Source organism: Streptomyces sp. NPDC085937 (assembly GCF_044540535.1).
Taxonomy (GTDB): domain Bacteria; phylum Actinomycetota; class Actinomycetes; order Streptomycetales; family Streptomycetaceae; genus Streptomyces.
This window is the reverse complement of record NZ_JBITSH010000005.1, coordinates 187,764-210,943: the sequence shown is the minus strand read 5'-3', so window position 1 is coordinate 210,943 and position 23,180 is coordinate 187,764. Positions and strand designations below refer to the sequence as shown.

General features: G+C 72.6%; 18 protein-coding genes. 11 read left to right on the top strand and 7 right to left on the bottom strand.

Features of this window, described 5'->3' with window-relative positions; all coding sequences use genetic code 11:
- The first annotated feature begins 449 nt into the window (after positions 1 to 449).
- Complete coding sequence (locus tag ACIF8S_RS13650; RefSeq protein ID WP_399999260.1) at positions 450 to 4,451, top strand: polymorphic toxin-type HINT domain-containing protein; 4,002 nt, start codon at positions 450 to 452, stop codon at positions 4,449 to 4,451.
- Positions 4,436 to 4,927, top strand: coding sequence for a hypothetical protein (locus tag ACIF8S_RS13645; protein ID WP_399999258.1), 492 nt, complete (start codon positions 4,436 to 4,438; stop codon positions 4,925 to 4,927). The genes ACIF8S_RS13650 and ACIF8S_RS13645 overlap by 16 nt, the downstream gene beginning before the upstream one ends.
- A gap of 117 nt (positions 4,928 to 5,044) precedes the next feature.
- Here the strand turns inward: ACIF8S_RS13645 and ACIF8S_RS13640 are convergent, their stop codons facing one another.
- The 3 genes from ACIF8S_RS13640 to ACIF8S_RS13630 form a co-directional block, all read right to left on the bottom strand.
- Positions 5,045 to 5,293: a hypothetical protein gene (locus tag ACIF8S_RS13640; protein WP_399999257.1), complete on the bottom strand. Its 249-nt coding sequence runs from the start codon at positions 5,291 to 5,293 to the stop codon at positions 5,045 to 5,047.
- Between the two features lie 215 nt (positions 5,294 to 5,508).
- A complete protein-coding gene (locus tag ACIF8S_RS13635; protein ID WP_399999256.1) occupies positions 5,509 to 5,871 on the bottom strand; it encodes a DUF6247 family protein in 363 nt (120 codons plus the stop codon).
- A 111-nt stretch (positions 5,872 to 5,982) separates the two neighbouring features.
- Positions 5,983 to 6,939, bottom strand: a complete 957-nt coding sequence (locus ACIF8S_RS13630; protein ID WP_399999255.1) for an EamA family transporter — start codon at positions 6,937 to 6,939, stop codon at positions 5,983 to 5,985.
- 262 nt (positions 6,940 to 7,201) lie between these two features.
- On the opposite strand from ACIF8S_RS13630, the gene ACIF8S_RS13625 reads away from it, so the two are divergent.
- Entirely contained in the window at positions 7,202 to 7,654 is a 453-nt protein-coding gene (locus ACIF8S_RS13625) for an NUDIX hydrolase (RefSeq protein ID WP_399999254.1), read from the top strand.
- 123 nt (positions 7,655 to 7,777) lie between these two features.
- Here ACIF8S_RS13625 and ACIF8S_RS13620 read toward each other — a convergent pair whose 3' ends face one another.
- Positions 7,778 to 9,838 (bottom strand): restriction endonuclease, encoded by a 2,061-nt coding sequence (locus ACIF8S_RS13620; RefSeq protein WP_399999253.1) that lies wholly within the window; start codon positions 9,836 to 9,838, stop codon positions 7,778 to 7,780.
- Positions 9,839 to 10,016: 178 nt separating this feature from the next.
- Between ACIF8S_RS13620 and ACIF8S_RS13615 the strand changes: the two genes are divergently transcribed.
- On the top strand, positions 10,017 to 10,442 hold the full coding sequence (locus ACIF8S_RS13615) for a VOC family protein (protein WP_399999252.1): 426 nt from the start codon (positions 10,017 to 10,019) through the stop codon (positions 10,440 to 10,442).
- A gap of 10 nt (positions 10,443 to 10,452) precedes the next feature.
- Here the strand turns inward: ACIF8S_RS13615 and ACIF8S_RS13610 are convergent, their stop codons facing one another.
- Positions 10,453 to 13,326 (bottom strand): FAD-binding and (Fe-S)-binding domain-containing protein, encoded by a 2,874-nt coding sequence (locus ACIF8S_RS13610; protein WP_399999250.1) that lies wholly within the window; start codon positions 13,324 to 13,326, stop codon positions 10,453 to 10,455.
- A 292-nt stretch (positions 13,327 to 13,618) separates the two neighbouring features.
- Here ACIF8S_RS13610 and ACIF8S_RS13605 point away from each other — a divergent pair, with 292 nt between their 5' ends.
- The 7 genes from ACIF8S_RS13605 (at position 13,619) to serC (ending at position 21,266) form a co-directional block, all read left to right on the top strand.
- Positions 13,619 to 16,147, top strand: a complete 2,529-nt coding sequence (locus tag ACIF8S_RS13605; protein ID WP_399999249.1) for an ATP-binding protein — start codon at positions 13,619 to 13,621, stop codon at positions 16,145 to 16,147.
- Positions 16,144 to 16,551: a roadblock/LC7 domain-containing protein gene (locus ACIF8S_RS13600; protein WP_024884220.1), complete on the top strand. Its 408-nt coding sequence runs from the start codon at positions 16,144 to 16,146 to the stop codon at positions 16,549 to 16,551. Before ACIF8S_RS13605 ends, ACIF8S_RS13600 begins: the two co-directional genes overlap by 4 nt.
- The gene (locus ACIF8S_RS13595; RefSeq protein ID WP_048460105.1) at positions 16,548 to 16,895 is read left to right on the top strand and encodes a DUF742 domain-containing protein; all 348 of its coding nucleotides are present in this window, start codon (positions 16,548 to 16,550) and stop codon (positions 16,893 to 16,895) included. Before ACIF8S_RS13600 ends, ACIF8S_RS13595 begins: the two co-directional genes overlap by 4 nt.
- Positions 16,896 to 16,926: 31 nt before the next feature.
- Entirely contained in the window at positions 16,927 to 17,511 is a 585-nt protein-coding gene (locus ACIF8S_RS13590; protein ID WP_037722564.1) for an ATP/GTP-binding protein, read from the top strand.
- The gene (locus tag ACIF8S_RS13585; RefSeq protein ID WP_399999247.1) at positions 17,508 to 18,743 is read left to right on the top strand and encodes a cytochrome P450; all 1,236 of its coding nucleotides are present in this window, start codon (positions 17,508 to 17,510) and stop codon (positions 18,741 to 18,743) included. Before ACIF8S_RS13590 ends, ACIF8S_RS13585 begins: the two co-directional genes overlap by 4 nt.
- Positions 18,740 to 19,990 carry a cytochrome P450 gene (locus ACIF8S_RS13580; RefSeq protein ID WP_399999246.1) on the top strand — a complete coding sequence of 417 codons (1,251 nt, stop codon included), beginning with the start codon at positions 18,740 to 18,742 and terminating at the stop codon, positions 19,988 to 19,990. Before ACIF8S_RS13585 ends, ACIF8S_RS13580 begins: the two co-directional genes overlap by 4 nt.
- Before the next feature lie 157 nt (positions 19,991 to 20,147).
- Positions 20,148 to 21,266: a phosphoserine transaminase gene (serC, locus tag ACIF8S_RS13575; RefSeq protein WP_399999244.1), complete on the top strand. Its 1,119-nt coding sequence runs from the start codon at positions 20,148 to 20,150 to the stop codon at positions 21,264 to 21,266.
- A 55-nt stretch (positions 21,267 to 21,321) separates the two neighbouring features.
- On the opposite strand, the gene ACIF8S_RS13570 is transcribed toward serC, so the two are convergent.
- Together ACIF8S_RS13570 and ACIF8S_RS13565 are read right to left on the bottom strand one after the other, a co-directional pair.
- Positions 21,322 to 22,143 (bottom strand): ABC transporter permease, encoded by an 822-nt coding sequence (locus ACIF8S_RS13570; protein ID WP_399999242.1) that lies wholly within the window; start codon positions 22,141 to 22,143, stop codon positions 21,322 to 21,324.
- Positions 22,140 to 23,114 (bottom strand): ATP-binding cassette domain-containing protein, encoded by a 975-nt coding sequence (locus tag ACIF8S_RS13565; RefSeq protein ID WP_399999241.1) that lies wholly within the window; start codon positions 23,112 to 23,114, stop codon positions 22,140 to 22,142. Before ACIF8S_RS13565 ends, ACIF8S_RS13570 begins: the two co-directional genes overlap by 4 nt.
- Between the last annotated feature and the right edge of the window lie 66 nt (positions 23,115 to 23,180).

Sequence of the window (23,180 nt, the reverse complement as noted above, 5' to 3'; positions counted from 1 at the left end):
CACAGTTCGCCGGTCAGCGGGCCGGACCACCGCTCGCCCCGGTCACTCCGGGAGGAGCCCGCCGGAGTGAAGTGAACACGGGAGCGGACGAGACGGGGCGCCACCGCCCCGCCCGCCCGGCGCGGCAACCCGGCGCACGCCTCGTCGGACAGCACGACTCCGACGGCACGAGACCCCCGGGACATGGAAACGGGCTGCGGACTTGAGCCCGCGATCCCAGACGCACCGCACCGGCAGCGACAGTTGCCGTTCCGGACGGTTTCGCCATTCTTCGCACGCACCCCCGCCCCGACCTTCCGAACAGGCATTCGCTTCGCGTTCCGGTGGTTACGTACGCTCAGGGCAGCCGAAAGACGGCTACTGGCAAGGCAGTTGGCCATATCAGGAAGGTTGCTCTTACTGTGAGACGCAGATTCCGGCGTGGTTCAGCAGGTTCCCACGCACCCCCCATGAGCAGGTCGGCGCGCTCGACTCAGCCGAGAACACCCGTCCTGCTCACTCTTCTCCTGTCGCTCCTCATCGGACTCATCAGCGGGACACCCGCCACTGCGGCCGGTTCCGAGGCGTCGCCGTCGTCCGCCGCGGTCGATGCGACCCCGAGCGACCGGGGCCGGATCGTCGACTACTGGAAGGAGGGCGGTCCCGGGGTCAGGGCGGCTGCCGAGGCGGCGCTGACCGGAAGTGACGCCGATGTGCAGGAGTTCCTCGCGGCGGTCAACGACCTGTCCTTTCAGGACGAGCGGGTAACCGCGGCGCAGATGGCCAGCGTCGGCGGTTCGGAGCTGCTGACCGCCGCACGGGCGGCACTGGCCGGTACCCAGGAAGAGCTGGAGGACTTCCTCAGCTGGGGCTGGACAGAGCCCATGGTGCAGGACGAGCGGGTCCGGGTGGCCCAGGTCATCGACGCGGGCGGGCCCGAGGTGCAGGCGGCGGGGCGTGCCGCGCTCAACGGCACACCGGACGACGTGCGGGAGTTCCTCAACGAGGGGCAGTACACCCTGCGCGAGCAGGACGAACGGGTACAGCTCGTCCAGATCATCAGCGTGGGTGGTGACAACGTCCGGGCAGCCGGCCGGCTGGCGCTGGGCGGCGGTGCCGAGGACATCCGGGAGTTCCTGGAGGTCGGCCAGTTCGTGGCCCGGGCCAAGGACCAGGAGCACGCCACGGTCGCGCAGCTGGCCGCGCAGGCCAAGGAAGCGGGCCGGCAGGCCGCGAAGGAGACGGCGGCGGCAAAGGCCGAGTCGGCCAGGGCGGTCAAGGCCGCGCAGCTCGCCAAGGAGGCGGCGCTGAAGGCCAGGGACGAAGCGGAAGCCGCCAAGGAGGACACGGCCAAGGCCGCGAGTGCCGCGGGCCGTGCCGCGGAGGCGGCCTCACAGGCGGCCGCCTCCGCCAAGGTCGCGATCGATGCGTCACGTGCGGCCAACAACTCGGCCCGTGTCGCCGCCAACGCTGCCTCCCAGGCGGCCGCGGCCGCGGCCGGTGCCTCCCGGGCGGCGGCTCGTGCCCGGGGCGCGGCCGCCGACGCGGCAGTGGACGCGAGTAACGCCAACGCCGCGCGTACGGCCGCGGACAACGCCAATGCCGCGGCCAAGGGCGCGGACGAGGCCGCCGACGCCGCCGACCAGGCCGCCCTGGCGGCCGACGCGGCAGGTGACGCGGCATCGTCGGCCGCGAGCGCGGGTGCCAATGCGGTGATCGCCGCCGACGCCGCCGTCGAGGCCGGAAACCACGCCGGTGCTTCCAGCGAGGCCGCTGCCCGGGCGCGTGCCGCCGCGGCAGCCACCAAGCGGCACGCCGCGGAGGCCAACCGTGCCGCGTCCGCTGCCGAGGCCCTGGCCCGCAAGGCCGCCACGGCAGCCCGTGACGCGCGTGACTCCGCCAGAGCAGCGGCAACACACGCCCGCAACGCGGCCAAGGCGGCCAAGGAAGCGGCCGAGCATGCCGGTGACGCCGCCCAGGCCGCGGCCAGGTCCAAAGACCACGCCGACGCGGCCACCACGGCCGCGAACGCGGCCAGTGCCGCGGTCGAGCAGGCCCAGAAGATCTACGCCCTCGCCCGTGAGGTGGAGGCCGAGGAACTCCTCGGCCGTACCAACGCGGGCATCGCACGCGCCAAGGACGAGAAGGCGGCGTATGACGAGTTCCTCGACGCGCAGGCGGAGGAGGAACGGGCGGCCGAGGACCGCGACGCCGAACGCGACCGGCTGGTGAGCGCCGCCGACGCGCCGGGGGCCGACCTCGCAGCCGTGGCCGCGCAGGGCCGCAAGCTGGCCGTGAAGGTGATGAAGAACGGCACTGCCTGGAAACGCGCCGCTGCCGAGGCCGCCCTGGCCGGACCGGACGAGGTCGTCGTCGACTACCTCCGCAACGGCTGGCTGACCGCCGCGCAACAGGACGACCGCTCGTACGTCGAGCGCCTCGCCGAGGAGAACGAGGACCCGGACATCCGCGCCGCCGCCGAGACGGCTCTGGACGGCGACGCGGCCACCGTCACCGAGTTCATCGACGACGGCCAGTACCAGGTCGCCGAACAGAACATGCGGGTGGAGATCGCTCGGGTGACCGACGCCGCCGGACCGGTCCTCGCCGAAGCCGGCCGCACGGCACTGGCGACCGGTGACCCCAAGGCGTACAGCACGTTCCTGATCACCACCCAGCCCATCGCGCGAACCCAGGACGAACGGGTCAAGGCCGCACAGCTGGTCGACAGCGGCGGCCCGGAGGTGAGGTCCGCGGCCCGGATCGCCCTCGAGGGCACCCCTCAGATGCTGCACGCCTTCATCGTCTCCGGCCAGTACAAGGCACAGCGCAAGGATGACCTCACAGCCACCCACGTCGCCCAGATCCAGAAGATGATCTCGGATGCGGCCCAGGTCGCGGCCACCGCGCAGAGGAACGCGGCCACCGCGCAGAAGGTCGCCGCCCTCGCCCGCGACGCCGCTGCCGAGGCCAACGACTGGGCGGCGAAGGCGGACGCGGCCGCCGCCGATGCCCAGGGCCACGCCGACCGGGCCGCCGCGCATGCCAGGGACGCCGAGGCGTCCGCGGCCGATGCCGCCGCGTCCGCCAAGAAGGCCCGCAGCGCCGCGAACAGCGCCAACACCGCCGCGAAGGACGCGGCCAGATCCGCGACCGACGCCACCCTCTCCGCGGAAATGGCCCAGGCCGATGCCTCCAGCGCCTGGTACTCCGCCGAACAGGCACGACGCTCGGCGGTCGCGGCAGGCAAGGACGCCGCAGCCGCGCTCAAGGCCGCCGAAGCCGCCTTCGAAACCGCCGTGGAAAAGCGGAAGGAGGAACTCGAAGCAGAGCGCGAGGCCGCCATCGCTGCCAAGCAGAAAGCCATGAACGACAACGGCGCCCGCGCCCGCGAAATGTACCGGTGCGGTAACGCCTACATTCCCTGCGAACCGGCCAAGTTCGCCCGTTGGTGTCAACACAACGAGATCTACTGCGACATCCTGTCCTACGGCGACGAGTTCAACGACGCCATGAAGCAACTATGGGACGGCACAGCGGAACTCACCGGCATCAGCAATCTGCTGACATGCGTACAGGAAACCAATTTCCAGAACTGCGGCGCGCTCGCGGCCGACGTCCTCATCGGAGCCAAGCTCAAGGCCCTTGAGAAGGCCTACGACAGACTGAGGCTGCTCAAGCGCGGCTGCACCCAGTGTTTCCCGGCCGGCACCAAGGTCCTCATGGGCGACCTCTCGCAGAAGAACATCGAGCACGTCCGCCCGGGCGACCGGGTGCTCGCCACCGACCCGCTCACTTCGAGGACAGCCGTCCGCACGGTGACCCACCAGATCGTCACGGACGATGACAAGCACTTCAACGAGCTGTCGATCGACACGGGCGCGGGCCTCCGGAAACTCACCGCGACATACGAGCACCCCTTCTGGAGCCCCTCCGAAAGGGCCTGGGTGGAGGCGAGCGCTCTCCGGCCGGGCATGACACTGCTGAGCAGCGACAGCTCCACGGTCCACGTGCGGCAGAACCGTCCCTTCACCGAGCGGCGGACCACCTACAACCTCACCGTCGCGGACATCCACACCTTCTACGTGCTCGCGGGCACCACCCCTGTCCTCGTCCACAATTCGAGCTGCAGCGTCGGGTTCACACCCGACACCGTGTCGGACGCCTTCACCGGTATGAACAGGGGTGGGGGTCACGCCGTTCGCCACTTGATCAAGGACGGACTGATCCCCAACTCGGGAAGCCTCGCGTCCCAGGTGAAGTACTTCCAGGACAACTTCTCAACGGTCCTCACGTCACCGACGAAGACCTTCGACTGGAAGATCGGAAACACCCAGGCCAAGGCCTTCGCCAAACGGGTCAACGGTAAGATGGTCGTGATCATGGTGGCCAAGGAGGGCGACTACCAGGGGAAGATCCTCAGCGCCATGGTGCCGAATGCCAGGAACATGACGAAGTGGGATCTGTGGTGAATTCCATCAGCGAAGGCCTGAAGTGGAGCGGGCCCACGGTTGTCATCCTCTTCACTCTCGGGAAGTCCGAAGCCGTCATGAGCGAGCGGTCTTTCGAGATCGCCGGAACGCGCCCGGATCGGGTGGACACCTTTCGGATGGTCGACGACCCCCACAAGCGGCCGGCGACCGTCTGGGAGTACGACCTCACCTTCGAGGACGACAGCCATGACCTCGTCCCTTACCTCGAGCAGTGCCTGCGGACGGCTTCTGCCGAGTCGAGGGGAATCGCATGGCTGATGTTCGAGGGGGTCTTCCACTTCGATGATCTGTTCCAGGACGACATCGCGGATCAGATCTACGGATACTGCGCACCCGGTGGCGAACCTGCCGTGACCTGGGATCACGACGTCATGAGAAGCGACGAGTGGAAGGAGGGTATCCAGACAGTGCGATCGGTACTGGACAGCCGCTTCCCTGCTGAGGGAAGCAGCTAGCCTCGAAGTTCCGTGACGAGCCGCCGACCATGTCGGCGGCTCGTCTTCGTTCCGTGGGACCCAGGCGGGGCGGGCCGGGCCCGGGTGCCGTCCCGGCCGGCCGCCGGGTGCCTCTCCTCACGCGCCGCGGGTGAAGGCCACGTCGGTGAGGTCGCGTTCCAGGACGACGCCCTGGAAGCCGTAGGTGCGGATCGAGGGCACCTTCAGGAGCAGGCAGAAACGGTCGGTGGAGGCCACCGTGTCCGATATCCGGCGGTAGGAGCGGCGGAGGAAGTAGGCAGCGGCATGATGGGTGAGCGCCGTCTGTCCACAGATGAGGATGACAGGACGCTCCCCACCCGGAACGGTGAACCTCGCGAGCAGCACGTACTCCTCGTTCCCGCTGTCCCATCGGTGGCACACCCCGCCCGCCTCGAAGGCCAGCGGGTGCTCGGGGTGGGGCCCTGGTACGAGGGCCCGTGAAGGCGCAGCACTTCAGGCCCGCACAGGTTCACCGGCCGTCTTCTCCACCGCGGCGAGGAAATCGGCCGGGGCGCCGTCCGCCACCGTCTCCCGGTCGGGCTCGTACTCCCAGCGCCACGTCACTCGGCGCGCACCGCCTCGGCGGCCGCGCGGCAGAGCGAACTGGCCGTCCTCAGGTGCTCGCGCGCCCCGTCCGCCGTGGTGGCGATCTGGGCGAGGTACTCCGCGCGGTGGTACTCCCGCGCCATGGCCGGGTGACGCTCGATCTCCAGGAGGGCGGCCCAGTGGCTGAGGTAGGCGTGGACCGGCTTGAGTGACCCGAGCTCCACCGCCTCCGCGAGCGCCTGGTCCTTGGCCTGGTCGTAGGCCGCGAGGAGGGCGGGTGCGACGACCGTGCAGGCGGCCCGCAGGGCGCCCGGTGTCCGCTCCGGACGGGGGATCAGAGGACGGTCACCGGCGGTCCCACTGTGCTGCACGCTCATGGCGCTGTTCCCTTCGTGCCTCCGGGACGGACCGGTCACGCGCGAGGACCGGCCGCTTGGAGAGACGAAAGCGACTCTGGTCCCGCGGCGGCTCGACGCGCCCGGCGATCGTCAGGAGACTCCTGCGGCCTTCTTCACCTTCCCCCGCCCCACCTGCGTCCGCACCGCGCCCATGCTCGCCGCGATGACCAGGGCGATGGCCGCGGCCTCCGTGGCGGCGAGGGCCTGGTCGAGGACGAGGAAGCCGGCGGTGGCCGCGAGGGCCGGTTCCAGGCTCATCAGGATCGCGAAGGTCGAAGCGGGCAGCCGCCGCAGCGCCAGCAGTTCGAGGGTGTACGGCAGGACGGACGACAGCACCGCGACCGCCGCGCCCAGCGCGAACGTCGTCGGGTCCAGCAGCTTCGTACCGGACTCCAGCACCCCCAGCGGCAGGAAGAGCACCGCCGCCACCGCCATGGCGAGGGCCAGCCCGTCGGCCTGCGGGAAGCGGCGGCCGGTGCGCGCGCTGAAGACGATGTACGCCGCCCACATGGCGCCCGCGGCCAGGGCGAACGCGACGCCCAGCGGGTCGAGGCCGCTGAAGCCTCCGCCGCCGAGGAGGAACACACCGGCGAGGGCCAGCGCGGCCCACACGAGGTTGACCGCGCGCCGGGAGGCCAGCACGGAGAGGGTGAGCGGGCCGAGGACCTCAAGGGTGACCGCGGGGCCGAGCGGGATGCGGGCGACGGACTGGTAGAAGAGGCCGTTCATCGCCGCCATGGCGATGCCGAAGACGACCACCGTGCCCCAGTCGGCGCGCGAGTGACCGCGCAGCCGCGGCCGGCACACCACCATCAGCACCACCGCCGCGACCAGCAGCCGCAGGGTCACCACCCCGAGCGCCCCGGCGCGCGGCATCAGCGTCACCGCGAGCGCCCCGCCGAACTGCACCGAGATCCCGCCGGCCAGCACCAGCCCGACCGGCCCGAGGGAGCCGCTTCGGCCGCCCGGGGCGCCGGCCTGCGCGGGAGCGGGGCCGTGGCCCTGCCCGGATGCGGTGGACGGGGTGGCGGCGCTGGGGGTGGTCACGGTGCCTTCCAGGGACGTAGGAGCCGTACGGGACGTAAGGAGCCGTACGGGACGGAGGCGGATGCACGACTGCACCGAGTGTGCACCCAGATGGACTCGCCAGTCCAGCGTATTGAACTACGTCAGGACCGTGCGGCGTTTACATACCTGACGATGCGGCCCGCGTCCCGTCCGGGTCAACTCCGTCCACGGGCCGGACGTCCTACCCGGTAGCGTTCCCCCTGGTGACGCCCGTGTCCGTTCCCCCAACAGCCGAGGCCCCGTGCGACGACTCCTGGTCCGTGTCTGGCGACTCCTCCGCCCCCTGCAGAGCCGCATCATGTGGCTGCTGCACGCCAAGTTCGTGGTCGGCGTCACGGGTGTGGTGCGCGACGACGAGGGGCGGGTGCTGCTGCTCCGTCACCGGATGTGGCCGCCCGGCCGCCAGTGGGGCCTGCCGAGCGGCTTCGCCCGCAAGGGCGAGGACTTCCGGGCGACCGTGGTGCGCGAGGTCAAGGAGGAGACCGGCCTCGACGTGGAGGTCGGCCGCCTGGCCATGCTGAACAGCGGCCTGCGCACCCGCATGGAGGTGGCCTTCGAGGCCCGCCTGCTGGGCGGCGAGATGCGCCTGGACCCCTTCGAGATCCTGGAGGCCCGCTGGTGCGAGCCGGACGCCCTGCCCGAGGGCGTCCAGCCGGTGTGCCATCCCCTGGTCCGGGGCGAGACGACGCCCTGAGACGCGGCGCAGGACGCCGAGGACGTCGAGTCGCCGATCCGCCCACCCCCGCACCGCGGGTCGACGCAGACGATCACGACGGTGACCTGCACCGGCGTACGCCACGACCGCCCGCCGCGTCGTCTACCGCACATCGATCCCGAAGTCCTGGACCAGCTCCTCGAGTCCGCCCCGGTAGCCCTTGCCGCCCAGGACGAAGTCCCAGTCGCCGTTGGGCCGGCGGCGGAACGAGCCGAGGACCAGGGCCGTCTCCCCCGCCCGGCCGTCGGAGACCTCCAGCTGTCCGAGTTCGTTCAGGCCCGGATCGAGGAGGCGGATGCGGGCGTCCGTGAAGCCCGCGAGGTCCGCGTCCGGGTTGACCTCCGGGTCGACGGCCGCGACCAGCACGAAGCGGTCGGCCTCCTCGGGCAGGCCGTCGAAGGCGACGCGGATCGCGGCCTTGTCGGGTGCGGTGGCCTCCAGGGCGCGGACGGCCCCGTCCGGGGTGCCCGGGTTGTTGAAGAAGACGAAATGGTCGTCGCTGAGCACACGGCTGCCGCGGCAGACCAGCGCGCAGACGTCCAGGGCGACGCTCCCGGTCCAGTTCATGCCCAGGACGTTGTAGTCGTCCGGCAGCCGGTCCTCGTCCGGGTCCGCCGGGCGGGCCGCTCCCGCCCGGCCGTCGTCGCCCAGCCGTCCCCGCAGACCGTGCCGGTGGAGGAGGTCGACGAGCTCGGGGCCGGAGATCAGCTCCAGCGGCTTGCCATTGGCGAAGGTGTGCGAGCCGGGCCCGAAGCCGGACGTCGTCACGAGGACGCCCTTGTTGGCTCCCGCGTCCTGCACGGTGCCGTAGAGGTCGCGCACGGCGGTGGGCGGCACCGTGTTCCGGTAGCGCTTCACCTGGACGACGATCTTGCCGCCCCGGATCGGCGTCGGGTCCAGCGCGTCCACGTCCACGCCGCCGTCGTTGGAACGCTGCGTCGTCACCGCCTGCATGCCCATGGCGCGGAAGAGATCGGCGACGAGGTCCTCGAAGGCGACCGGGTCCATGGCGAACAGGTCCGGATCCTCGTCGCCGCCGTGGACGACGACCCGGTTGCCCACGTCCTGCGGCCGCCGGGCCGGCCGTACGGCCGCGAGCTGGTCGGGCCGTGCCGACACCTGACCCCGCAGCGCGTCGGACAGGCAGCTCTCCGGGTCCACCTGGGCCAGGTGCAGCTGCTGGAAGGCGGACCGCTCGGCCATGACGGTGGCGAGCACGATCCGGTCCGGCCTGCCCGTCGTCGGGTCGTGCCCGTCGACGAAACCGTTCAGGGCCACCGACTCCAGGGCCCCCTGCTCGTCCGCGGCGAACAGTTCGCGCAGCACGAGCAGCACGCACTGGGCCAGGACCTCCCTGTACAGCGCACGCCGCTGACCGACCGGGCGGGGCGTCTCCTTGTCCCGGTCCACGCTCGGCATGTACCGGACCGCCTTGGCCTCCGGCACCACGTCGTAGAGGGGCAGCTCCCAGTCCAGGACGAGCTGCCCGGCCGCCGGGTCGTACGCCGCGGCCACCTGGCGCGGGAACCCTTCCGGCCACGCCGTCGAGGAGTACAGGGCGGCGGAGAAGTACTCGACCACGGCGTCCGGCTCCCGGCGCCGCACCGCCTCGACGGTCGCGGTGACACCGGTGTTGTGCCGGCGCACCTCGGCCAGCTGGGCGTCGGCCCACTCCTGGTACTGGCGCCGATATCCGGCGAGTTGCTGCTGCCGCCGCGCCTCGGCGGCCTGGGCGGCGTGCCAGTCCCGCTCGAAGCGCGCCCGCGCCTCCGCCTCCGCCTGGGCCCGGCGGTTCGCGGTCCAGCCGCCGCCCTGCGCCTGGTAGGCGCGCGGGTCCGGCATGGGCACCGGCTGTGCCAGCGGGCCCGGCGCGAAGGGCTGTACGGTCTCCGGCCGCAGCAGCGTGGCGGCCCGGAAGGGCGGCGCCTGACACCCCGAGGCGAGGAGCGCCCGCAACGACGCCACCCGCGCGTCGAGTTCCTCCGTGCGCCGGAGGGCCTCCGCCTTCCGGTACTCGCGGTGGTCGCGCTCCACGCGCCGCTGATGGGCACGCGCCTGCTGCCCTTCCTGCCGGCGCCGCCTGGCGTCCGCCTCCCGCTGACGCTGTTGCTGCCGCTGCATCTCGGCCCAGACGCCGACGAAGCCGGTGGAACGACGACTCATGTGCTGCGGGCCCTCCCCCCAAGGCACTCCGGTTGTCCCCACAACCAGGTGTGACGCAACGACTGTAGCCAGCGACAGCTGCCCCGCACATCGACTTGACAGAGGCCGTTCCGGGGGCTCGGCGCGACCCGCGGAAAATGCGGTGGCGGCCGACCGACCGCTTGTTAGGGTGCGCCCCGTGGCAGAGATCAGGCAGGTGCAAGTCACCTTCGACTGTGCGGAGCCCGAGCGGCTGGCGCGGTTCTGGTGCGAGGTGCTGGGGTACGTCGTCACGGCGCCCGAGGGGTTCGCGTCGTGGGACGACTTCAACCGGGTCCGGTTCCCCGAGGGGGACGGGGCGTGGTGCGCGTGCGCCGATCCCACCGGCGCCGGGCCGCGGTTGTTCTTCCAGCGGGTGCCCGAGGGGAAGGTCGTCAAGAACCGGGTGCACCTCGACGTGCGGGTCGGCACCGGGCTGACCGGTGAGGAGCGGCTCGCCTCGCTGGAGGCGGAGTGCGCCCGGCTGGTTCCGCTCGGCGCCACCCGGCAGCGGCTGCTCTACGACGGCACCGACTCGTGCATCGTCATGCAGGACATCGAGGGGAACGAGTTCTGCCTCGACTGAGGCAGAGACGTCACTCCTCCTCCAGCGCCTCCGCCAGGACCTCCGCGAGGTGGCGGCCCCGCACACCTCCCAGCTGCTCCAGCTGGGTACGGCAGGAGAAGCCGTCCGCCAGGACCACCGCGTCGTCCGGTGCCTCCCGTACCGACGGCAGCAGCTGTTCCTCCGCGCAGGCGCGGGAGACGTCGGCATGGCCCTTCTCGAAGCCGAAGTTGCCCGCCAGGCCGCAGCAGCCCCCGCTCAACTCCCCGGTGAGACCGGCCGCTTCCCGGAGTCTGCGGTCGGGGCCGTCGCCCAGGACCGCGTGCTGGTGGCAGTGGGTCTGGCCGGTGACCGGACGGTTCAGGATGGGCGGACGCCAGTCGGGGGCGTGCCGCTCCAGCACCTCCGCGAACGTCAGGACGCGGGAGGCGAGACGCGCCGCACGCGGATCGTCGTGGAGGAGTTCCGGGGCGTCCGTGCGCAGGGCGGCCGCGCAGCTCGGTTCCAGGACCACCAGCGGCGCGTCCGTGGCGAGGACCGGCTCCAGGAGGTCGAGCGTCCGCCGCAACACCGCGCGGGCGCGGTCCAGTTGGCCCGTGGAGATGTACGTCAGGCCGCAGCAGACCCGCCCGCGCCGTGCCGTCAGCAGGGACAGCGGAGAGCGTGACCGCGCGTCCCCCACCCGTCCGCCGGGCGCCGGGCGCAGCGTCGGCGGCAGCACCACCCGCATCCCCGCCGCCTCCAGCACCCGTACGGCCGCCCGGCCCACCGACGGCGACAGGTGCTCGGTGAAGGTGTCCGGCCAGAGCACCACCAGCGGACCGCCGGCCGCGGCAGGCGTCCGCCTCCTCCGCCACCAGCGGCTGAACGGCTCTGTCGCCAGAGACGGGATGTCCCGCTCCGGAGCGATACCGCCGAGCCGTTTCGCCAGCCCCGCGAGCGGCCGGACCGACGCGAGCGCGTTCGCCGCCCCCGCCGTCCGGGTGCGGGCGGCCCAGGACAGCCACACCGGCAGCCATCCCATCGCGTAGTGGGCGGCGGGACGGCGGCGGACCGCGTAGTGGTGGTGCAGGAACTCCGCCTTGTAGGTGGCCATGTCGACGCCGACCGGGCAGTCGGATCGGCAGCCCTTGCAGGACAGGCACAGGTCGAGCGCGTCCCGCACCTCGGTGGATCGCCAGCCGTCGGTCACCACCTCACCCGCGAGCATCTCGTGCAGCAGGCGGGCGCGCCCGCGCGTGGAGTGCTCCTCCTCGCCCGTCGCCCGGAACGACGGGCACATCACGGCGGACCCGGACACGGACGTCGTACGGCACTTGGCGACGCCCACGCAGCGCCGCACCGCGGCCGAGAAGTCGCCGGCGTCGGCGGGGTAGCCGAAGGCGACGTCGACCGGTCCGCGCGGCAGGACGGAGAAGCGGAGGTCCGCGTCGAGGGGCGCGGGGCGGACCAGCATGCCGGGGTTGAGCAGGCCGTCCGGGTCCCACACGCCCTTGACCCGTTCGAAGAGGGCGACCGTCTCCGCGCCGTACATGCGCGGCAGCAGCTCGGCGCGCGCCTGTCCGTCGCCGTGTTCGCCGGAGAGGGAGCCGCCGTGGGCGACGACGAGGTCCGCCAGCTCCTCCGAGAAGCGCCGGAAGCGGGCCACGCCCGGCCCGGTCAGCAGGTCGAAGTCGATGCGGACGTGGATGCAGCCGTCCCCGAAGTGCCCGTACGGCGTGCCGCGCAGGCCGTGCTCGGCGAGCAGCGCCCGGAAGTCCCGCAGATAGTCGCCGAGCCGGGCGGGCGGCACCGCGCAGTCCTCCCAGCCGGGCCAGGCCTCACTCCCGTCCGGCATGCGGGTCGCGGTCCCGCTCGCGTCCTCCCGGATGCGCCACAGGGTGCGCTGCCGGGCCGGGTCGGTGACCACCAGCGCGTCCACGACGTCCGCCGCCCGCACGACCGCCTCGGCGGCGGCGCGGGCCTCCGCCTCCGTGTCCCCGCCGGTCTCCACGAACAGCCACGCCGCCCCGCGCGGCAGGTCCGCGCCGGCCGGCACCAGGTCGGCAGCCATGCCCTCGACCGTCAGCGGCCGGTACGGCAGCAGCCCGGCCGCCGCCTGCGCGGCCCCGCTCTCGTCCGCGTACGCCAGCACGGCGAGCGCCCGCGCGCGGGGCGCCCGCACGAGGGTCAGCTCGGCCTCGGTGAGCACGGCGAGGGTGCCCTCGGAGCCGCAGAGGGAGCGGGCGACGTCGGCGCGGTTTTCGGGAAGCAGGGCGTCCACCGCGTACCCGGAGATACGGCGGGGCAGGTCGGGGAAGCCCGTGCGCAGGCGCGCCAGTTCGCCGTCCACGAGCTCGCGCAGGCCCGTCGGGGCGCCCGCCCAGCCGGGTCCGGGGCGCAGCCGTTCGCCGCGTGCGGTGATCACCGACAGGGTGCGCACGTTGTCGGCCGTGGTGCCCCAGGCCACCGAGTGGGAGCCGCAGGAGTTGTTGCCGATCATTCCGCCGAGCGTGCAGCGGCCGTGGGTGGACGGGTCGGGGCCGAAGCGGAGGCCGTGCGGTGCGGCGGCCTCCTGGAGACGGTCGAGGACCAGGCCGGGCTGGACCACGGCGGTGCCCGCGTCCGGATCGAGGGACAGCAGGCGGTTCATGTGGCGTGTGAAGTCGAGCACCACGCCGGTGCCGGTCGCCTGCCCCGCGATCGACGTCCCGCCCCCGCGCGGCACCACGGGCACACCGTGCTCCCGGCACACCGACAGCACGGCCGCCACGTCGTCGGCGTCCCGGGGCGCCACCACGCCGAGCGGAACCCTCCGGTAGTTGGAGGCGTCCATCGTGGTCAGCGCCCGCGCGGTGACCCCGAAGTCGACCTCTCCGCGCACTGCCGCCCGCAGCGCCGCCGGCAGTTCCCGGTGATCCGTCATGCCTTCAGGATGCCCCCGCCGGAGCGCGGCGCGGACGTCGGCACACCCGTCCCTGCGCATGTCCGGGACGCCCCGTCGTGACGGTTTAACCAAAAACGGAAGCAGAATCTTCCCAAGCCGATCACGAACTCCCATATAGTGACCGCGAGTTGCGCGCAGTTGTCGGACCTCGTTCGCAAAGCGACCCCTGCCTCAGGTCCGGCGTCGTCCCATGGAACCCGCCCGAGGGCCGCGCAGCCACGACGGCGCACGCCCGCGGACCGACCGAGGACCTGACCGAGGACCCTGATTGATGACCTCCCCCCTGCTCCCCGGCGACCGCCCCACCCCCCGCAGCCTGCTGCCCGTCCCCGTGCTCACCGCCGCGATCTGCGCGGTCGTGGTCGTGGCCTCCTGTTTCCTGGTGCCGGACACCGCTGTCTACGCCGTCCTGGTGACCGGCGTGGTCGCCTCCGTGCTGCTGTGCGCCGCCGTCACGGCCGCCGCGTACGCCACCCTGTCGGCGCGTGCCGCCCGGGCCCGGCTGGAGGCCGTCACCCAGGACGTCGGCCGGCTGCTCCAGGAACGCTCCCGGCTGACCGAGGAATCCCGCCGTCAGCACGAGCGGCTGACCGGCGAACTCAACCGTGAGCGCGCCCGGTTGTCCGGCGAACTGGACCAGGAACGGGCCCGCCTCGCCGAGACCCTGGCCGCCGAGCGTGAGCGCCTCGACGAACAGCACACGGCGGAACTGGCCCGGCTGGCGCACGAGCGGGCCGAGGAGCGGACCCGGCTCGACGACGCGCACACGGCGGAGCTGGCGCGGTCGGCCGAGCGGCACACCGCCGAACTGGACCGCGTCACCACCGAACACGAAGCCGTACTGGCCCAGTTCACCGAGGAGTCCACGCGGGAGCGTGACCTGCTGCGCGAGGAGCGCGACAGGCTGGCGCGCGAACGCGAACGGCTCGCCGGGGAGAACGCGCGGCTGACCACCCGGCTGCGGGAGGCCGAGGGCGGCCGCTCGGCCGCGCTGTCCGCCACCGCCAACGCGGCCGGCCGTATGCAGGCGCTGGCCACCGGCATGCTCGCCGACCTGCGCGCGATGGAGGAGAAGCACCACGACGAGGAGGTCCTCGCCGACCTGCTCCACCTCGACCACCGCACCGCCCAGGCGGGCCGCCTCGCCGACTCCGTCGCCGTCCTCACCGGCGCCCGCTCCGGCCGCCGCTGGGCCCGGCCCATCCCGATGGAGTCGATCCTGCGCGGCGCCATGGGCCGCATCGCCGGCTACCAGCGGGTCCGCGTCCACTCCGCCAGCGACACCTCCGTCGCCGGGCACGCCGCCGAGGGCGTCATGCACGCGCTCGCCGAACTCCTCGACAACGCCGCGAACTTCTCCCCGCCGACCGCCGAGGTCCACGTCTACGTCGAGGAGGTCCCGGCCGGCGTCATCGTGTCCGTCGAGGACAGCGGCCTGGTGATGGGCGAGGCACAGCTGCGCCGCGCCGAGGGCGCCGTCTCCGGCGAGTCCACCGGGCTGGGCGGCCTCACCGGCACCCGGCTGGGCCTCGCGGTGGTCGGCCGGCTGGCCCGGCGGTACGGGCTGCGGGTGTCGTACCGGCCGTCGGCGCGCGGCGGCACGGGGGTCCTGGTGCTGCTGCCCCAGGACATCCTCGTACCGGCGGACGCGGCGCCCGTGAAGCCGGGGGCGGCCCCGGTGCCGTCCGGCGCCTCCGCCCCGACGGCCCGCACGCCCACGGCCGCCGTGAACGGCACGAAGGTCACGAAGGGCACGAAGGACGAGCCCGGCCGCCCGGAGTCCGGGGCGGCGACCCCGGACTCCACGGAGCTGCCCCAGCGCCGCGGCGGGCGCCCCGGCGATGCCGGGTCCGCGACCGAGGCCGAGGCCGCGCCCCGGGCCGGGACCGTGACCCGGTCCGAAGCCGGTGGCGGGCCCACGACCCCGTCCGAAGCGGAGCTCGGAACCGGAACCCAGGGCAAACCCGGGACCGGACGCACGGCCGCAGCCGGCACCCAGGCCGGCCCCACGGACGGATCCAGGCCCGAAGCGGGCAACGGGACCGACGCCGGACCCGAGGCCAAGGCCGGGACCCAGGCCATGTCCGACACCGGACTCACGCTCCAGGCCGCCTCCGACACCGGGACCGGAACGCAGACCGGCCCCGACGCCGAAACCGGAGCACAGGCCGACACCGAGACCGGAACCGAGGCCGCCCGCGACGCCGAACCCGGACCGCAGGCCCGCCCCGACACCGAAACCGGACCGCAGACCGGCCCCGGAGCCCGCGTCGGGGGTGCCGTCGAGCCCGAGGCCGATCACGGTTCCGCCGCCGTCACCACCACCACGCCCGGCGTGACCGCCGGCCGCCCGGAAACGGAGCGCACGACGGCCCTCACGCCCGACCCCACCCGCCCCGCGCCCTCCTACGCGGCGGCCCGCTCCGGCGGCGACCTCGACACCGACCCGGTGCCCACCCACGCGTCCCCGTCCCCCGACGACGACGCATCGCCCCTGGTGCTGCCCCGCCGGCGCCGCGGACGCACCCTCGCCGAGGCGGAGCGCCGGGGCGGCGCCGCCGGCCGGGCCGCCGAGCCCCGGCCCGCCCCCACGGCCGAGGAGACCCGGGCCCGCACCGCCCGCTTCAGCAGCTTCCGCCAGGCCGTGCGCACCCCCACCCCGGACGACACGGCCGACCCGGACGCGGGCAGCACACCGGCCGCCCGTGACCTCGTCACCGCGTCGGACGCCACCACCCCCGACCCGACCCCCGTATCGCAACCCACCCCCGTGACTTCGGAAGGCGACACCACCTCATGACCGGCACGACCACCGCGGACGAGAAGCTCACCTGGCTCATCGAGGGCCTGCTGGAGCGCACGCCGGGCGCGCGGCACGCGCTCGTGCTGTCCCGTGACGGCCTGAAACTGTGCCGCACGCCCGAGCTCTCCGCCGACCAGGCCGACCAGCTCGCCGCGATCGCGGCCGGCATCCAGTCGCTGTCCCACGGCGCCTCCGTCGAGTTCGGCGACGGCACCGGCGGGGTGCGGTCGGCGATGACCGAGTTCTACGGCGGTGTGCTGTTCATCGTGGAGGCGGGCGAGGGCGCGCACCTGGCCGTCGTCACCACGGAGGACGCGGACGCCGGACTCATCGGTCACAACATGAGCGAACTGGTGGAGCAGCTCGGCGAGCACCTGACCGCGCTGCCGCGCAGCTCATGAGCCGGCCCGGCAGGGACGACGCCCCCGACCGGCTGTACACCCTCACCGGAGGGCGCAGCCGGTCCGGGCCCGACAACCCCTTCGACCTGGTGACCCTGGTCGTCGCCGAATGCGACCCGGTGCCCGGCATGCAGTCCGAGCACGCGGCGATCCTGCGTCTCACCGGACGGCCCACCGCGGTCGTGGAGATCGCGGCCGAGCTGAAGCTGCCGGTGAGCATCACCCGGATCCTGCTGTCCGACCTCCTCGCGGCGGGCCGGGTCAGCGCCCGGCACCCCCGAAGAGCCGCCGTACCCGACCCCGACATCCTGGAGCAGGTGCTCGTTGGACTCCGCAACCTCTGAGACGCCCGTGGCGTCCGAGACGCGCACCCCGCTGGGCGCGTCGGCCGACAACGGCCTGAAGATCGTGGTCGTGGGCGGCTTCGGCGCCGGCAAGACGACGATGGTCCGCTCCGTCAGCGAGATCCGTCCCCTCAACACCGAGGAGACGATGACGCAGGCCGGCGAGGGCGTCGACGACGTCAGCGGGGTGCGCGGCAAGACCGCGACCACCGTCGCCTTCGACTTCGGCCGCATCACGCTCGACGAGCGCAACGTGCTGTACCTGTTCGGCGCGCCGGGGCAGGAGCGCTTCTGGTTCCTGTGGGACCGGCTGTTCTCCGGCACGCTCGGCGCGGTCGTGCTGGTCGACACCCGGCGCATCGACGACTCCTGGTACGCCATCGACCGGCTGGAACGGCACGGCACGCCGTTCATCGTGGCCTGCAACGACTTCGGCGGTCCCACCTTCACCCCGCAGGCGATCCGCGAGGCCCTGGACCTGGACCCGCACGTCCCGCTGGTCAACTGCGACGCGCGGTCCCGTGAGTCCAGCAAGATCGTGCTGATCACGCTGGTGGAGCACATCCAGGCCCTGTACGCCGATCCGGCCCGAGCCCCCCGTCAGGAGCTGGTGTGAGTCCCGCCTCCGTCCCCGACGCCGTCCCCTTCAGCGGCCCCCTGCTGCAGGACGACCCGGCGCGCGTCTACCGCGAGCTGCGTCGGCAGCACGGCAGCGTGGTGCCGGTCGTGCTCGACGGCGACGCCCCGGCCTGGCTGGTCCTCGGCTACCGCGAACTGCACCAGATCACCGGCGACCCGGTGCTGTTCAGCCGCGACTCCGAGCTGTGGAACCAGTGGGAGAACATCCCGGACGACTGGCCGCTGCTGCCGATGATCGGCCGCCGCCAGCCGTCCATCCTCTACACCGTCGGCGAGCGGCACCGGGAGCGGGCCGCGATGATGGTGAACGCGCTGGAGGCGGTCGACCCGACCGAACTGCGCGGCCACGCCGAGCGGTTCGCGGACGAGCTGATCGACGCCATCTGCCCGCGCGGGTCGGCCGACATCATCGGCGAGTTCGCGATGCTGCTGCCGGTGCGTGTGCTGGCCCGGCTGTACGGGTTCCCCGACGACAGGGGTCCCGCGCTGGTCACCGCGCTCAACGACATGATCGACGGGCGGGAGCGGGCGCTCGCGGGCCAGACCCACCTGTTCACGTCGATGACGGAGCTGGTGGCGGAACGCCGCAAGGAGCCCGCGGAGGACGTCGCCTCCCGGATGCTCGCCGACACCTCGGGCTTCACGGACGAGGAGATCGTCCAGGACCTGATGGTGATGATGGCGGCCGGGCACCAGCCGAGCGCCGACTGGATCGGCAACTCGCTGCACCTGATGCTCACCGACAGCCGGTTCGCCGCCTCGCTGTTCGGCGGCCGCAACAGCATCGCCGAGGCGATGAACGAGGTGCTGTGGGAGGACACCCCCACGCAGAACGTGGCGGCGCGCTGGGCCTCGCGCGACACACAGCTCGGCGGGCGCCGCATCCGGGCCGGCGACATGGTGCTGCTGGGGCTCCAGGGCGCCAACTCCGACCCGCAGGTGCGCACCGACGGTTCGGCGCTCACCGGCAGCAACAGCGCGCACTTCTCCTTCGGTCACGGCGAGCACCGCTGTCCGTTCCCCGCGCAGGAGATCGCCGAGGTGATCGCCCGGACCGGTATCGAGGTCGTCCTGGACCGGCTGCCGGACATCGACCTGGCCGTGCCGGCCGGCGCCCTCTCCCGCCGCCCGTCGCCCTGGCTGCGCGGCCTGTCCGAGCTGCCGGTCACGTTCACACCCACTCCCGCCCTTGGAGGCTCGCTCGCATGACGGCTGGTACGGATCTCACCGCGACCGACACGGAACAGACCCGCATCCCCCTCGACCCGTTCGTCTCCGACCTGGACGCGGAGAGCGCCGCGCTGCGGGCCGCCGGTCCGCTGGCCGCCGTGACCCTTCCCGGTGACGTGCCCGTGTGGGCGGTGACCCACCACGCCGAGGCGAAGAAGTTGCTCACCGACCCGCGGCTGGTGAAGGACATCAACGTCTGGGGCGCCTGGCAGCGCGGGGAGATAGCCCCGGACTGGCCGCTGATCGGGCTGGCCAACCCGCCCCGCTCGATGCTCACCGTGGACGGCGCCGACCACCGGCGGCTGCGCACCCTGGTCGCCCAGGCGCTCACCCCGAGACGGGTGGAGCGGATGCGGGATCGGATCACCGAGCTGACCGATTCCCTGCTGGACCAGGTGGCCGCGCAGCCCGGCGACAGCGTGGACCTGAAGGCGGTCTTCGCCTACCCGCTGCCGATGTACGTGATCGCCGACCTGATGGGGCTGGCGGAGGAGCGGCTGCCGCGGCTGAAGGAGCTGTTCGAGAAGTTCTTCTCCACGCAGACCCCGCCGGAGGAGGTCCTCGCCACGCTCACCGAACTCGCCGGGATCATGGCCGAGACGGTGGCGTCCAAGCGGGAGAACCCGGGCGACGACCTGACGTCGGCGCTGATCCAGGCGTCGGAGGACGGGGACCGGCTCACCGACGAGGAGATCGTCGCCACGCTCCAGCTGATGGTGGCGGCCGGGCACGAGACGACGATCTCCCTCATCGTCAACGCGGTGGTCAACCTCTCCACCCACCCGGACCAGCGCGAGCTGGTGCTGTCGGGGAAGGCGGACTGGTCGGCGGTGGTCGAGGAGACGCTGCGCTGGTCCACGCCGACCTCGCACGTGCTGATCCGGTTCGCCACGGAGGACGTCCCCGTCGGGGACAAGGTGCTGCCCGCCGGGGACGCGCTGATCGTGTCGTACGCGGCGATCGGCCGGGACGAGCAGGAGCACGGCCCGACGGCCGGCGACTTCGACATCACCCGGGACAGCCCGCACCGGCACATCTCCTTCGGGCACGGCCCGCACGTCTGCCCCGGGGCCGCGCTGTCCCGCCTGGAGGCGGGGGTGGCCCTGCCGGCCCTGTACGCCCGCTTCCCGAAGCTGGACCTGGCGGTCACGGCGGGTGAGCTGCGCAACAAGCCGGTGGTGACCCAGAACGACCTGTACGAGCTGCCGGTGACGCTCGGCGGGTGAGTGACGCGGGTGGCGGACGGACCTCCCCCCGGTCCGCCCGCCACCCGTCCCGGTGACGTGTCCCGGTGATGCGTCCCGGTGAAGAGTGTCTCAGCGGCTCGTCTCAGCGGACGGACGATGTTGCGCCCGGGTTTCCTCCAGCCGCTAGGCTCCGGTCGTGGCTGAGATCCGGATTCCTGCTGACATCAAGCCCGCCGACGGTCGTTTCGGTGCGGGTCCCTCCAAGGTGCGGACGGAAGCGCTGGACGCGCTGGCCGCGACCGGTACGTCCCTGCTGGGCACCTCCCACCGCCAGGCGCCGGTGAAGAACCTGGTCGGCCAGGTGCGCGAGGGCGTCGGCGAGCTGTTCCAGCTCCCCGACGGGTACGAGGTGGTCCTCGGCAACGGCGGCTCCACCGCGTTCTGGGACATCGCGACCCACGGTCTGATCGAGAACAAGTCGCAGCACCTCAGCTTCGGCGAGTTCAGCTCCAAGTTCGCCAAGGCCGCCAAGCTGGCCCCGTGGCTCGCCGAGCCGGACGTCATCTCCGCCGACCCGGGCACGCACCCGGAGCCGGTCGCCGAGGCGGGCGTGGACGTGTACGCCTTCACGCACAACGAGACCTCCACCGGCGTCGCGATGCCGATCAAGCGCGTGGCCGGCGCGGACGAGGGCTCCCTCGTCCTGGTGGACGCCACCTCCGGTGCGGGTGGCCTGCCGGTCGACATCGCCGAGACGGACGTCTACTACTTCGCCCCGCAGAAGTCCTTCGCCTCCGACGGCGGCCTGTGGATCGGCGTGTTCTCCCCGGCCGCGATCGAGCGCGCCGAGCGGATCCACGCGAGCGGCCGGCACGTCCCGGAGTTCTTCTCCCTGCCGACGGCGATCGACAACTCCCGCAAGAACCAGACGTACAACACCCCCGCGCTGTCGACCCTCTTCCTGCTGAACCAGCAGCTGGAGTGGATCAACGGCCAGGGCGGCCTGGACTGGGCGGTCCGCCGCACCGCGACCTCCGCGCGCACCCTGTACGGCTGGGCCGAGGACGTGAAGTTCGCGAACCCGTTCGTCACCGACCCGGCGAAGCGGTCGGCGGTCATCGGCACGATCGACTTCACCGACGAGGTGGACGCCGCCGCCGTCGCCAAGGTGCTGCGGGCCAACGGCATCGTCGACACCGAGCCGTACCGCAAGCTGGGCCGCAACCAGCTCCGCGTCGCGATGTTCCCGGCGATCGACCCGTCGGACGTCGAGGCCCTGACGAAGTGCGTCGACTACGTGATCGAGCAGCTGTAGTCCCACTCACGTGAAGGGGCGCCCGGTGGTGATCCACCGGGCGCCCTTTCACGTCTCACCTGCTCAGACGCCGGAATCTCCGTACCGCCAACGGCAGGAAGAGCGCCGTCAGGATCACCGGCCACCCGCCCGCCATCAGCAGTGCGTGCTGTTCGACCCACGAGTCGCCGCCGCCGACCGGGGTGCCGAAGAGTTCGCGGGTCGCCGCGGCCGTGGAGGAGATCGGGTTCCAGGCGGCCACCCAGCCGAGCCAGTCGGGCATCAGCTGCGGGGCGACGAAGATGCTGGAGATCATCGTCAGGGGGAAGGCCACCGCGAAGAGGCCGCCCGCCGCCTCCGGGTTGGGGACGAGGAGTCCCAGCCAGACGCCCAGCCAGATCAGTGCGAACCGCAGCCACAGCAGCAGTCCGAACGCGGCGAGGAATCCCCAGCCGCCGTCCGGGCGCCAGCCCATGACCAGCGCCGTCAGCATCAGGATGGCCAGCTCCGCGCACGCGACGATCAGGTCGGTCACCCCGCGCCCGGCGACCACCGCCGACGACGCCATCGGCATCGAGCGGAAGCGGTCGATGACGCCCTTGGTGGAGTCGTACACCACGACCGTCGCGGTGTTGATGAAGCCGAAGGCCATGGTCATCACGAACATGCCCGGCATCAGGAAGTCCTTGTAGTCCCCGCCGCCCGGCACCCGCATCGCGCTGCCGAAGACATAGCCGTACAGCAGCACGGAGAGGATCGGAAAGCCCAGCTGCCAGGCGATGTTGACCGGCTGGCGCTGGTAGTGGGTCAGGCCGCGGCGGACGACGTTCCAGCAGTCCGCGAGCGCCCAGTACACGCGACCGCGCCCGGCCGGTCCGGTCAGGTCGAGCGCGCTCATGCCGCCGCCTCCTTCTCCGTCGTCTCCGTGCGGTGTCCGGTCAGGCGCAGGAACACGTCGTCGAGGCTGGGCCTGCGCAGCCCGATGTCCTCGACCCGGACGCCCTCGTCCTGGAGGGTGCGGGCGACGTCCGTCAGCGCGCCCACCCGGTCGGTCACGGGGGCGTGCACCCGCAACTCGGTCTCGTCCGACTCGGGTTCGCCGTCGGCGACCCGGGCGACCACCTTCACCACGCGCGGGATGTCGGACCGTTCGGCCACCACGACCTCGACGCGGTCGCCGCCGACGCGGTTCTTCAGCCCGTCCGGGGTGTCGTCGGCGATGGACCGGCCCCGGTCGATGACGGTGATCCGGGAGGCCAGCCGGTCGGCCTCCTCCAGATACTGCGTGGTCAGCAGCACGGTGGTGCCGCCCGCCACCAGCGCCCGTACCGAGTCCCAGACCTCGCCCCGGCTGCGCGGGTCGAGCCCCGTCGTCGGCTCGTCCAGGAACAGCACGGCCGGCGTCAGGATCATCGACGCCGCCAGGTCCAGCCGGCGCCGCATGCCGCCGCTGTAGTCGCCGACGCCCTTGTCGGCGGCGTCGGTCAAGTCGAACTGCTCCAGCAGCTCCGCCGCGCGCGCCCTGGCGCGCCGCCCGCCGAGGTGGAACAGCCTGCCGAACATCTCCAGGTTCTGCCGCCCGGTGAGCACCTCGTCCACCGCCGCGTACTGCCCGGTGAGCCCGATCCGCGCCCGCACCTCGCGGGCCTGCCGCTCCACGTCCAGCCCGGCCACGGCCGCCCGCCCGCCGTCGAGCCGGATCAGCGTCGACAGGATCCGCACGGCGGTGGTCTTGCCCGCGCCGTTCGGTCCCAGCAGTCCGTGCACCGTCCCCGCCCGCACGGTGAGGTCGAAGCCGTCCAGGGCGCGCTTCTCGCCGTACCGCTTCTCCAGCCCCTCGGCCCGCACCGCGTACCCGTCGTCCTTCATGGGTCCCCCTTCCAGAAACCGAGTACACCGTACCCGATTCCGCGTACGACGTACCCAGTTTTTTTC